This window comes from Neobacillus drentensis (assembly GCF_036962765.1).
Lineage (GTDB): Bacteria > Bacillota > Bacilli > Bacillales > Cytobacillaceae > Neobacillus > Neobacillus drentensis_C.
Genome location: NZ_JBALOS010000171.1, coordinates 1 through 12,277 on the forward strand (window position 1 = coordinate 1; position 12,277 = coordinate 12,277).

The window sequence follows — 12,277 nt, forward strand, 5'->3', positions numbered from 1 at the left end:
ACAAAAACTACATTACACCTGGTTGGATAGATTATTTTTTATGTGTGAATTAAGAAGTAAATTCATATGTGTTTTTGTATGATTATTAGTCCGTCTGCACTTCAAAACAGAACCCTTCCTAAAAATGGCTACCTTTTTTAACGTTTTTTATAATGGGCTAGGTGGAAGGACCGGGGATGGTGGAAAAATCGGATTTGGCGGAAAGAACTGATGATGCAACACTGTATTGCCTTCTTGTGGAATTCCATCACTACTCAAACCAAAACTACTGAAAAACAAATTGACAGGATTCGGTGGGACGATGCGGACTTCATAGCATGGACTTGGTGGAAGGGTTGGAGCAGGAGGAAATGCTAAAATTGTTAATCGACTTTGTGCCGGAATTCTGAAAAAGAGTGGTGTAGTGATTGGCGGAAATGCATCAGGTATATCTTGAATTACTACACTAGCTTCAGGACTAGCTTCAGTTTCACCTGTAAAATTATTATCGCTGCTTTCATCTTCACTACTTTCATCGACTGTAGGGAAATCTGCAGGATTTAGTTGTACCCCATAAAGGAATACAAACTTCCCTTGTTCACTAGGAGGACAGGTTGTCCAGTTTTTCACCTCAACAATTACGTCTCTTGAATGGTTATGGTCTACATTCAGAATTTCGACAGATATTAACTCCGTATTAGGATTAGGTACAATTGGTCCGGAACTTAGTACTACATTATGTCTATGTTTTTTTAAATGCATTAAATGACACCTCTTTTCTTTACGTTTCGAAATATCATATTAACTTCCCTTAAATGTGAAACGGCTTATTACTCGATTTAATAGTTATATGTCGTGGACCATGCTATTTTTTAAGGTAAGACGATATTGTAAAGATAAAAAATAGCCAAATAGAGAGATTCAAATAAGTCTCTCTCGCTTTGAGAACTTAAGCACAACGATATTACCTTATTAACATAATAACCTTGTTATCTCGTTCCATAGTAATGACAAGATCAGTCATTCCAACAAATAATCCATTTTCTACAACTCCGGGAATCATGTAAGCTTTTGTTCTAATATTTCAGGTTGAGAGTTACCTGGAAAATGACAGTCAAATATATAATTCCCATTATCGGTAATAAACTTATTGGCGCCGGTTTGGCGAATTTCTGGGACGAAACCAATAGCTCTAATATGTCTTTCCGTCATTTCAAATCCATACGGCAACACTTCTACTGGAAGTCGAAACGCCCCTAATTTCTCTACTCTTTTGGACGTATCTGCTACAACAATAAATTTCTTGGCCGCTTTCGCTATGATTTTCTCTCTTAACAGTGCACCGCCTCCACCTTTAATCAGTTCCAAATCAGGATTGATCTCATCTGCCCCATCAATTGCAATATCTATACCTTCGATTTCACTGAAGCTCGTAAGTGGAATGCCCAATTCTTTTGCCAACTCTTCCGTTTGAACAGAGGTTGGGATACCTTTAATATTAAGACCTTCCTTCACTAACTGGCCAAGCTTTTGAATGGTATAGAAAACTGTCGATCCCGTACCAAGCCCCACAATCATGCCATCTTTTACAAACTCTGCTGCTTTTTCACCGACTATTTGTTTTTCGTTCATTTTGACACCTACTTTTATAAATTTTTACTAATTCATATTATAGACTACAACTATTGATTTCATTTTTTAGAAAGGTTTAAAAGAATGATGCCTTCACTTAATCACGAAAACGCCCTTCATGTTTTTGGGTATAGTTAGTCCTAAAAACATAAAGGGCGTTTTTTCATTCCGTCTAATTAAATTGCACATGAGAAATAATTAAAAGCTTAAAAAGTTTGGAAAAATAGGTCAGTCCCCCGGTGCGTTAAAACTTTAGTTCACCATGGGACCTCTCTTCATTTTTTTACTTTTATTTTCCCGGGTATGGCCTTCCAGTACATAGGGTCTTCTAAGCCGAGTCTCCAAATTCCGATTCCTTGTAAGTTATATTTTTCCACAAGGTTTAGTTTAAACCGCAGACTGTAACTATTCTCAAACCAGGCCTCGTGGACATGTTTTTTTTCATCTACATAACCGAAATGAGGTGTCTGCGAACGGGGGTCCCACAAAATTTCAGCTTTATATTTTGTTTTACGCCCCATTAACAGTGCATAGGAGCAATAAGAGGCTTTGTTAGCTGTTTTGTCCCAGTCCCATCCATAACCAGCGATACCGAGTAAAATTTTTGATGGTGGTACTCCTTTATTCAAAGCAAAACGAATCGTTGCTTCAGTCCAATCAACAGATGCCGTTGACCCGGGTGTTGTGTGTGCGTTGTGTTCATCGTAGGTCATAATCATTAACCTATCTGCAAATTGACCAAGCTTTGCGTAATCAAACCACGGTGACCAGGGATTAGCACGCGAATCACCTGTGTTTGCCGGAACTGAAACCGTGACTACTTTTCCATCACGATGCAGCGTTTCACACAATTTTTTAATCATCAAACTAAAGGTATCTCTGTCTTTCAAATACAAATTTTCCATGTCAATATTAATACCGTCATAACTGAACTGTTTCATTTCATTTCGTAAATTTTGAATGAAAACACTGCGGCTTTTATCGTTATCGAGTACATTACTCGCTACTTGCTTTCCCTTCTCCAGGGTTTCATAAAAAAGGTTGTGAACAACTAGATATACCTTCACATGTTTTTCATGAGCGCTTTGAATAACCTTTCTCTTATGAGCTGCTGTAACGGAATCTATAATTCTGCCTGGACGCTTATCATCAAGCTTGTACCAGAAGGGTGCAATGATGCTTAAATTGGTGAATTGCGAGTTAACTGTAGGTTGAGAACCTGGATAACTTCCTTCCTGCTCTGTGTAAAAACCTAAAACTTCACGAGAAATTTTATTAATATTGTGTACCCGAACTCTCTGGTCGGGCGTTTCTGAATAACCTGGATGAAAATCCTGCATATTCTCTGGCAGTGGCTTTTCGATACCGTAAGTATTTTCTCGAACACTAGTTGAGCTTCCATTTTTTCTTTGTGAATGACTGCAGGATGACAGTAGTAAAATGACCATGCCTAAAGAAATTATGGTGAATAACTGATGACAGTTCCGCGACACCTATTACACCCACTTCTCTAATTTGTTTATTTCTTAAGTTGATGAGAAAAGTTATAATTTATTCACGGCAAATATTTAAAAAAAGCTTGATAAGCGACCGCACGAACGAATTTTTGGGTATTCGGTCGATAATAAACTATGATATCCGCTTCTCTGAGAGAATGATTTACCCATGGTGATGTGTTCAGCCACAAAAAAGCCTCTTTTACTTATTGGAGTTTCCAATATAGCAAAAGAGGATCAACATATCATGAGCCTAATTTTAGGATTTACTTAGCTGTAAAACTAAAAAGCTTTTCTAAATTACGAACAACTTCATCTTTATTCGCCTCAACAACTTCTAGATATTGTGGTTTATCGAATAATTGTGTAATTTGCTCAGGGAATGTCTGTTTGATATTACAACGTTCAATGGATTCATTAAATTTTGCTGGGTGAGCTGTAGCGAGTGTGACACAAACCTCATTAGGTTTATTGCACTTTTCGTATGCAGCGACCCCACAAGCAGTATGTGGATCTAATAAATAACTCGTTTCATCATAGTACTTACTGATGGTTTTCAAGCATTCTTCCCCTTCAACTCCATATGCAGCAAAATCCTCTTTTACCTGACGGAGCTGCTCTTCGTTCACGACAATTTTTCCTTTTGCCTTGAATTTCTCCATTAAGGCAGACACTTCGTTTGGATTTTCACCAAGCAAGTAGTACAAATAGCGTTCAAAATTGCTAGCTACTTGGATATCCATAGAAGGGCTATAGGTGCTGCGGAATTCACCAGGTTGGTACACCCCGTCATGAATAAAACCTTCTAAAATATTATTCTCGTTCGTTGCCACAATGAGTTTACCAACTGGTAGACCCATTTTCTTTGCAAGATAACCAGCAAAAATATCTCCAAAATTACCTGTTGGCACACTGAAGTTAACATTCTTTACATCGCTCTCTTTTTTCACTTGGAAATAGGCATAGAAATAATAGACCGTTTGCGCTAAAATCCGTACAAAGTTAATAGAATTTATCGCACGAAGATGATATTTATTTTTTAAATCTACATCTGCGAACAATTCCTTGATGATTCTTTGACCATCGTCAAACGTTCCTTTTATAGCCAAATTCAATACACTTTGGTCATCAACAGTCGTCATTTGTAATTCTTGTACCTTACTTACTTTGCCATGGGGATGCAAGATACAAATGCGAATGCCTTCTTTTCCTCTTACCCCTTCAATGGCTGATGCCCCCGTATCTCCTGAAGTTGCACCAAGAATATGAATTGTTTCACCAGTTTTCTTTGAAACATAGGAATATAGATTCCCTAAGAATTGCAGAGCAATATCTTTAAAAGCAAAGGTCGGACCATGGAAAAGTTCTAGAACATACATGTTATCCTTCAGCTTTTGAACAGGTGTTACTTCTGAGTGCCTGGAGGTTGAATAGCTTCTCTCGATTAATGCCTTTAGATCATTGTCGGGAATTTCTCCTTCAACATAATAGGAAAAGATTTCGTATGCTAATTCCTGATATGTTAACTGGGACATTGTTTCTAACTTATCTGCAGGAATTTGTGGGATTTTCTCCGGTACTAATAGTCCCCCATCATTAGCTAATCCCATTAAGACTGTATCAATAAAACCAATTTTATTTACGTTTCCACGTGTACTTACAAAGTTCATAGCTTTCCTCCTTGTATATAAAAAGTTGTAAGACAATCAATTTTGGAGCGGGATATTACTATATTACTTTGGCGCTTTAATATATAAAATTTATTTTAACACAATTGATCGAATAGTCTATAAATTGTCGTTTTTGAAAGCGTTTTTTTATTATTTACATGTTTCGATAGTATATTTACTCATAATTTAGGAGGAAGCATCGCATTTCATAAGAAAGTGACGATGAAAACTCATCATCCTCAGACAGGAATGAGAAGAATGATATTGAATTATACTCTTACAAGAAAAATAATCTTGTAACAAAAATAGAGAGGTTGTGAGTTTATGATACTTTCGGATCTACAACCTAAGAAAAACTTCAGCTACATCTTCGTTCAATTTCCAGGAATGAACATGAATGTCCCTATGCTCTCGAGCGGTGAGGGAAGGGTGGTGAAAGAAGATGTTGCGTTATGTGTCCAATTAAACAGCAAAGAAAAGGTTCATCAACTCTACTTTGTCCGCACACAAAGTATCAAACCGTTTGACTTCACAGATGAAGGAATTGGAGCAAAAGCATTTTATCGAGTTGTGAAACAAAAAGAAACCTCTCAAAACTCACACATAAATGAAAACGTAGATTGCGTCACGATTATTACAGATGAAGTAGGAATTGTCCAAAAGAAAACAGAAACAGGCTATGAATTCGTCTTGGTGTTAAATAAGCGTGAGATTGGTACAGTCGCATCAATGGAAGAAGAGGTTTTTCAACCAGAGAAAGAATCATTGCGAATTACTAAAGAATCGAATGAGCGTGTTGTCGCTAAATCAGCTAGTAAAAAAAATATCGCTGTCCACGGTAGGAGAGCCAACAAGGAGATTTTCTCAGGAGGCAATGTCTTTCAGGATATCGGTGTTATGAAATCAACCCGAATTCTTTTGGAGGGCATTAAAAGAACAGTTACGGTCTTTTCTCCTGCGGCATTAGATTTTATCGGTCCAGGTGATCGGAACCAAACCATTTTAATAATGAGGAGGTGTTGATGAGGATCGTCCCTTTTAAATAAACTTCATACTAGTAAAATCGAAATAATAGGATTAAATGGATAATCCTTTTCGATAGAATAAACTTTGAGAAAGGAATAAATTTTTGGCTATTAAGCCTAATACTTACTAGGAAAACTAAACGAATCCATTTATATAGGGACTTAACCAACGAGTTAAGTCCTTTTTAGGTTGTTTACGTAATGAATGTGGTTATTTACCACGTTTAATCTCCGTAAAAAGTGTAAAATCACACCTTTTTAGTGAATTAATCCGATATATCAGCGAATTTCGTATATTTATCAGCGTATCTGCAATTTTATCAGCGTATCTGCAATTTTATCAGCGAAACAAACAATCAACAATAATTTCGAAAAAACTAACTTTAAAATACATAGATAGACTTTTGATGCCTTGAAACAAATTTATTACTGATAACCCAGAATCGCCACTAATTTACAACTTTGATTTCATTTTTAAACTAGAAGATCCTCACCACTTTTGCAAAAAGTCACAAACATCTTCTTTCAGTACAAGCATATGATGGAATAACGATCTTTTTGCTGAGAGGGATGTTCCGACATGACTTATTATAGGTCGAAGTTAACTGCTTCAGTGTATGCGTTAATCTCCATTAGTTTTTGGGGTGTCTCATTTGTATCGACTAAAGCAGTAGTTGGGAAGCTTGATCCCTATTCGTTACTCGTTCTTCGTTTTGGAATAGGAGCCTTATTTTTACTGTTGTTATTACTATTGCAGCGTACCCCATTAAAAGTCTCATTTCAATATATCCCTCATTTAATAATACTGGGCATTCTTGGGGTATTTGTGCATCAATTGCTCCAGGCTACAGCATTGTTGACGATTAATGCTTCTTCTGCTGGATGGCTCATATCGCTTTCTCCCATCTTTACTGTGATTCTATCCATTCTCTTTTTGCACGAGAAGATGACTATAACTAAGGCTGCAGGAATGGTGCTGGCTATAATGGGTGTGTTGCTAGTCACAACGACCAGAGGTGGACAATCCTTTCAATTTGCCCTGAACATCGGCTTTTTTCTCATGATTTTAAGCACATTGAACTGGGCTGTTTATTCAGTGCTTTTAAAATCCTTAAAAACTCCTTATTCGCCTCTTTTAGTGACGTTTTATATGAGTTTACTTGGCTTGGTTCTTACCACACCTTTTATCATCCGGCACAAGGGGTGGGAATCCCTTTCACTACTTACCCATACGGAGTGGGCGCATTTGTTGTTTCTGGGAGTTTTCGTTTCAGGGATTGCCTACTGGTATTGGGCTAAGGCGCTGGAAGTTTTGGAAGCATCAAAGGTTTCAATGTTTCTATATTTAGAGCCAGTCTCCACTTTAATTGCTGCGGTTTTGCTTTTACAAGAAAAAGTTTTATTCATAAGTGTTGCTGGAGGAATCATAATTATTATTGGAGTCATTGTCGTTAATGGTCAGCTTGTACCTATGTTATTCAGCTTATTCAAGAAAAAACATCAATAGGAGGAGAGCTTTATGACATTGACAACTAGGATAAAGAATGTATTTGATACACTAAGAAGCCCCTCTAAAGTCGAATTAAAAGAAGCTTTATTACAATTAGATTTGAAAGTTGATGATCTTGCTCAATTGCCCGAGCCAGCCGAGGGAAAGCCATACAATCGACAGCTTCTTTATAAAAATGAAGAAATCGAGATGCTAATCATGAATTGGTCTCAGCTGGAGTGTGCCCCGCATGATCATGGCAGCTCCCACGGCTGGATACAAGTGCTCTCTGGTACCACGCTAAATTCGGTTTATGAAGTGAACGGGAATGGCTTGCCTTCAGAATTGTTTCATGAATGCTATCATATGGGGAAATATTTTTATGCACCGAAAAAAGCTATTCATAAAATGAAAGCTTCAAACAATACCGATTTGGTAACTCTCCATCTTTATTCCCCTCCAATCACAGGGATGATCGTCTATGACTTAGAAAAATGTGCAGCCTGTGTCGTATCAGACGATTGCGGCGCATGGTGGCCCGAAGAACAGTATCAGAAGGTGAAGGAGATACAACTGAAGAAGGATGTTGTTATAGAAGAATGAGTTCTTTGTCAAATAATAAAAAGGCTTCCTGCAAGCTGCGTAAGAATAATTTGTCTAACTTTATGGGGTATCTCACTTTAGTATTGGCGAGTTTGGCATTCTCTTTTAATTGTACAATACTTATTGTCCATCATAAAAAATGATGTCAATTGGTGTAAAACCTTGATAAATATTGAAAATGACGTATGCCTATTCATACGTCATTCCTTTTCTTAGAAAGTTTGTATGTGACCTAATCTCAATTACTTTTTCAAACTCTAGTTCTCACAAAATAACAAAAAGCCACCAATGGGTGACTTTTCGTCGTTGTTCTATTACTTATTTCTTATATTACTCCTTGTTGAATCATTGCATCAGCTACTTTTACGAATCCAGCTATATTAGCACCGACAACTAGGTTCCCTGGAGCATCATAATCTTCTGATGCTTTCATACTCTTACTATAGATATCTTTCATGATGTCTTGTAATTTCAAATCAACTTCTTCAAATGTCCAAGCAAGCCTTGCACTATTTTGCGCCATTTCTAACGCGGAGACTGCAACCCCTCCTGCATTAGCTGCTTTGGCAGGAGCAAATAAGACATGATGATCGATAAATGTATCGATGGCTTCTAGAGTAGAAGGCATATTTGCACCTTCGCCCACTGCCCTTACCCCATTCGAAACTAATATTTCTGCCGCTTCCTTATTTACCTCATTTTGCGTTGCACATGGTAAAGCAATATCGCACGGGATCGCCCAGATTCCTGAACACCCTTCTTGATATATAGCGTCTGGATGTTCTTTGACGTATTCAAAAATTCTCTTATTCTCTACTTCTTTTATTCGTTTAACGGTCTCTAAGTTAATTCCGTTTGGATCATACACATAGCCGCTTGAATCGCTGCATGCTACCACTTTTGCACCGTATTCCATTGCTTTTTCCATTGCATAAATCGAAACATTACCTGAACCAGATACCACAACTGTACTACCTTTAAAGCTTAATCCCTGACTTTGGAGCATTTCTTTTACAAAGTATACTAATCCATATCCTGTCGCTTCTTTCCGGCCTAAACTTCCTCCATAACCAATACCCTTACCAGTTAGGACACCTGCTTCATACGCACCTTTTAATTTTTTATATTGACCGAACATATACCCAATCTCTTTAGCCCCAACTCCGATATCCCCAGCTGGAACATCGATATCAGGTCCGATATGTCTGCTAAGCTCTGTCATAAAGCTCTGACAAAAACGCATAATTTCTAGATCAGATTTCTCTTTTGGATCAAAGTCAGAACCGCCTTTTCCACCGCCTATTGGCTGCCCTGTTAATGAATTTTTGAAGATTTGCTCAAACCCGAGAAATTTAATGATGCTTGCGTTAACAGAAGGGTGAAATCTTAGTCCCCCCTTATAAGGTCCAATCGCACTATTAAACTGAACACGAAAACCACGATTCACTTGTACATTCCCTTTATCATCCACCCATGGAACTCGAAAGGTAATCAATCGCTCCGGTTCGATTATTCTTTCAAGAACTGCTTGTTTGATATAATTCGGATTTTTTAAAAGGACAGGTACTAAAGAATCAAGCACTTCTTTAACAGCCTGCTGGAATTCCCCTTCATTTGGATTACGCATTTGAACGGTTTTAAATAAACGATTTACGTAATCTTGCACGATTTGCATTTGATTCTCTTCTACTCTATCCAGCATTTTCAACGCAATCAGCCCCTAATCTATTCTAAAGTTGGCTGTGTTATACTTGTATGTTGATTTGCGCTCCAATCAACATTGCTTAAACATTAACAATAACCGTTAACACAGCTTTAAAATTAAGAAAATTCCCTTTTCTTACATGTGTTTTCATTTTATAATTTTATAATTAATAGTTTCAATCTTATTTTCCGATGAAATCGATGCATTTAACGCATTAAAAATGGAGTGGTTAAAAAATGGAGACGAGGCAAATTCAATATTTCCTAGAAGTCGCAAAAAGAGAGCATGTAACAGAGGCAGCAGATGCCTTGCATGTTGCCCAATCTTCTGTTAGCAGACAAATCTTCAATTTAGAAAACGAATTAGGTGTAAAACTTTTTATACGTGAAGGAAGAAGCGTAAAGTTAACCCCTCTGGGAAGAATTTTTTATGAACGGATGAAACAAGTGTGGTATTTGATGGAGGATGCAAAGAGAGAGGTAGAAGAATACTTAAATCCTGAAAAAGGGACTGTTCGAATTGCATTTCCAATCAGTATGGCGGCTCATACACTGCCTTCGATTATTTATGCTTTTCGCACTCGGTACCCAGAAGCGAAATTTCAAATGAGCAATGCACTTTATTATGAGTTAATAGATGGTGTTATTAATGGTGAATTTAATTTGGCCATGATTGCCCCTATGCCCAATCAGGAAAAAGAGAAAAAAATTAAAGGGGCGACTCTTTTCACAGAAAATATAGTTGCCCTCATCCCTATTCATCATCCATTATCTGATCGGGAATCAATTAGGTTACGGGACTTAAAAGATGACTCATTCTGTGTCCTTCCTGAAGGGTTTATATTTCGTGAACAGGTTGTTCAAGCATGTAATGCTGCAGGTTTTTCACCACGTATTGCATTCGAAGGGAAAGATATTGATGCCTTAAAAGGGTTAGTCTCTGCAGGATTAGGTGTAGCATTGATGCCAGAGATGACATTGGTAGATAACACACCAAGATCCACCGTGGTGATTCCAATATCAGATACGAATCTCACACGAACAGTCGGTGTCATTTACCCGACCCAACGTAAACTGCTCCCAACCGAAGCATTATTTTATCAATTCCTGCTTGAAACTTATGAAAGATTAAATGAGTTTAGAAAGTAAAAAAATCGCTAATTGTAAAACATGTTTAAAAAAAAACAAAGAGAAGTGTATCAACACTTCTCCAGGCAACAGTTCAATTATTTATGAATATTCTTAATAGAACGATGATCGGGGTGTATGAAAATAATTAAGAAAACCTTAATATATAAGAAAGATGCTCATTATAAAATTAAAGCTGACTTTTATCAGGCAAAAAACCTGAATCATTCACCAGTTGTGGTTTATATTCACGGCGGCGGGTTAATATGGGGGTCAAGGGAAGATATTGATGAGGAAATGATTAGTCTTTATACAAATAATGGTTTTTCATTATTTTCCATCGATTATAGGCTGGCTCCTGAATCAAAATTGTCAAACATCCTTGAGGACGTTCAAGATGCTCTCCTTTGGCTAGAATCAGAAGGGCAAAATCAATTTTCGATTGATCCGAAAAAGATAGGAGTTGTTGGCGGTTCTGCAGGTGGTTTTCTTGCTCTATTTACGGGTACTTTTAAACATAAGCCACGAGCGATTGTTTCCTTTTATGGGTATGGGGACATAAGTACTACTTGGGCTATACATCCAAGTAATTTCTATTGCAAAAAAGAGATGATACCTAACTCTCTAGCTAAAATGCTTGTAACGGATGAAATAATAACCGAAGCTTCCATTGAAAAGCGTTATTTACTTTATTTACATGCAAGGCAGCAAGGAGTTTGGGTTCAAGAGATTACGGGGAAGGACCCAATTATAAATAAAGAGGAGATCCTTAAATTTTGTCCAATACATAATATAACTACCGATTTTCCACCTACTTTATTGTTGCATGGAACAAAAGATACAGACGTACCCTATGAACAATCAGTTTTTATGAGAGCAGCCTTGATAAAAAAAGAAGTAGAAACAAAGCTTATTACAATTCCAAATGGAGAGCATGTTTTTGAAAAGGATTTTCATAATCCAATTGTTCAAGATGCAATGTCTCAAGTAATACATTTTCTCCGCCAGCAATTAAAATAGTAATAGCTGCAGAGAACATTGTCTCTGCAGCTTAAAGGACAATATTATTTATAACAAAATATGATTATTTGTTAAGCTTGTGAAAATGTTCGAATAAATGATCACAATCGTCCCTTTGCTCAACCTTCACCATATTGAGAACACTCTTATCTTCACCAGTAAGATACTTACGTAGATGCATATCAGAGAAGCCATGTTTATCCGCATCTTCAGATGTATTACAATAGTAAACATCCTTAACACCTGACCAAATGATAGCAGATACGCACATTGGACATGGTTCACAGGTTGCATAAATCACACAATCAGATAAATCCATTGTTCCTAATTTTTTACAAGCTTCTCTGATTGCTACCATTTCAGCATGGGCTGAAGGATCGGTATCACGCATCATTGTGTTACTAACAACCACAATTATTTCATCACCTCTAACTACAGCAGCTCCGAATGGTCCTCCAACCTGATTGTTCATCCCTTCAATCGTTGCTTCAGCAGCTAATTTCATGTAATCCATCATAAATTCCTCCTACT

General features: G+C 37.2%; 10 protein-coding genes and 1 pseudogene. 5 read left to right on the forward strand and 6 right to left on the reverse strand.

Annotated elements, in window-relative coordinates; genetic code table 11:
* Positions 1–147: 147 nt before the first annotated feature.
* The 4 genes and pseudogenes from V7137_RS20460 to thrC form a co-directional block, all read right to left on the reverse strand.
* A complete protein-coding gene (locus tag V7137_RS20460; protein WP_335699781.1) occupies positions 148–741 on the reverse strand; it encodes a hypothetical protein in 594 nt (197 codons plus the stop codon).
* A gap of 202 nt (positions 742–943) precedes the next feature.
* Positions 944–1,611: pseudogene (gene rpiA / locus V7137_RS20465) on the reverse strand (ribose-5-phosphate isomerase RpiA).
* Between the two features lie 275 nt (positions 1,612–1,886).
* Positions 1,887–3,104, reverse strand: a complete 1,218-nt coding sequence (locus tag V7137_RS20470; protein WP_335699782.1) for a glycosyl hydrolase family 18 protein — start codon at positions 3,102–3,104, stop codon at positions 1,887–1,889.
* A 269-nt stretch (positions 3,105–3,373) separates the two neighbouring features.
* Positions 3,374–4,777, reverse strand: a complete 1,404-nt coding sequence (gene thrC / locus V7137_RS20475) for a threonine synthase (RefSeq protein WP_335699783.1) — start codon at positions 4,775–4,777, stop codon at positions 3,374–3,376.
* 324 nt (positions 4,778–5,101) lie between these two features.
* On the opposite strand from thrC, the gene V7137_RS20480 reads away from it, so the two are divergent.
* The 3 genes from V7137_RS20480 to V7137_RS20490 all read left to right on the forward strand — a co-directional run bounded on the left by V7137_RS20480 (position 5,102) and on the right by V7137_RS20490 (position 7,894).
* Positions 5,102–5,800, forward strand: a complete 699-nt coding sequence (locus V7137_RS20480) for a hypothetical protein (protein ID WP_335699784.1) — start codon at positions 5,102–5,104, stop codon at positions 5,798–5,800.
* 582 nt (positions 5,801–6,382) lie between these two features.
* Positions 6,383–7,309 (forward strand): DMT family transporter, encoded by a 927-nt coding sequence (locus tag V7137_RS20485; RefSeq protein WP_335699785.1) that lies wholly within the window; start codon positions 6,383–6,385, stop codon positions 7,307–7,309.
* 12 nt (positions 7,310–7,321) lie between these two features.
* On the forward strand, positions 7,322–7,894 hold the full coding sequence (locus tag V7137_RS20490) for a cysteine dioxygenase (protein ID WP_335699786.1): 573 nt from the start codon (positions 7,322–7,324) through the stop codon (positions 7,892–7,894).
* Positions 7,895–8,219: 325 nt separating this feature from the next.
* Here the strand turns inward: V7137_RS20490 and gdhA are convergent, their stop codons facing one another.
* Complete coding sequence (gene gdhA, locus V7137_RS20495; RefSeq protein WP_335699803.1) at positions 8,220–9,596, reverse strand: NADP-specific glutamate dehydrogenase; 1,377 nt, start codon at positions 9,594–9,596, stop codon at positions 8,220–8,222.
* Between the two features lie 239 nt (positions 9,597–9,835).
* On the opposite strand from gdhA, the gene V7137_RS20500 reads away from it, so the two are divergent.
* Both V7137_RS20500 and V7137_RS20505 read left to right on the forward strand, forming a co-directional pair.
* The gene (locus V7137_RS20500) at positions 9,836–10,747 is read left to right on the forward strand and encodes a LysR family transcriptional regulator (RefSeq protein ID WP_335699787.1); all 912 of its coding nucleotides are present in this window, start codon (positions 9,836–9,838) and stop codon (positions 10,745–10,747) included.
* Between the two features lie 117 nt (positions 10,748–10,864).
* Positions 10,865–11,746, forward strand: coding sequence for an alpha/beta hydrolase (locus V7137_RS20505; protein ID WP_335699788.1), 882 nt, complete (start codon positions 10,865–10,867; stop codon positions 11,744–11,746).
* Positions 11,747–11,810: 64 nt separating this feature from the next.
* On the opposite strand, the gene V7137_RS20510 is transcribed toward V7137_RS20505, so the two are convergent.
* Complete coding sequence (locus V7137_RS20510; protein WP_335699789.1) at positions 11,811–12,260, reverse strand: nucleoside deaminase; 450 nt, start codon at positions 12,258–12,260, stop codon at positions 11,811–11,813.
* Between the last annotated feature and the right edge of the window lie 17 nt (positions 12,261–12,277).

Bases quoted from the DNA above. Each gene is read 5' to 3' on its own strand.
- V7137_RS20460 (WP_335699781.1), bottom strand. From the start codon at position 741: ATGCATTTAAAAAAACATAGACATAATGTAGTACTAAGTTCCGGACCA.
- thrC (WP_335699783.1), bottom strand. From the start codon at position 4,777: ATGAACTTTGTAAGTACACGTGGAAACGTAAATAAAATTGGTTTTATT.
- V7137_RS20480 (WP_335699784.1), top strand. From the start codon at position 5,102: ATGATACTTTCGGATCTACAACCTAAGAAAAACTTCAGCTACATCTTC.
- V7137_RS20485 (WP_335699785.1), top strand. From the start codon at position 6,383: ATGACTTATTATAGGTCGAAGTTAACTGCTTCAGTGTATGCGTTAATC.
- V7137_RS20490 (WP_335699786.1), top strand. From the start codon at position 7,322: ATGACATTGACAACTAGGATAAAGAATGTATTTGATACACTAAGAAGC.
- gdhA (WP_335699803.1), bottom strand. From the start codon at position 9,596: ATGCTGGATAGAGTAGAAGAGAATCAAATGCAAATCGTGCAAGATTAC.
- V7137_RS20500 (WP_335699787.1), top strand. From the start codon at position 9,836: ATGGAGACGAGGCAAATTCAATATTTCCTAGAAGTCGCAAAAAGAGAG.
- V7137_RS20505 (WP_335699788.1), top strand. From the start codon at position 10,865: ATGAAAATAATTAAGAAAACCTTAATATATAAGAAAGATGCTCATTAT.
- V7137_RS20510 (WP_335699789.1), bottom strand. From the start codon at position 12,260: ATGGATTACATGAAATTAGCTGCTGAAGCAACGATTGAAGGGATGAAC.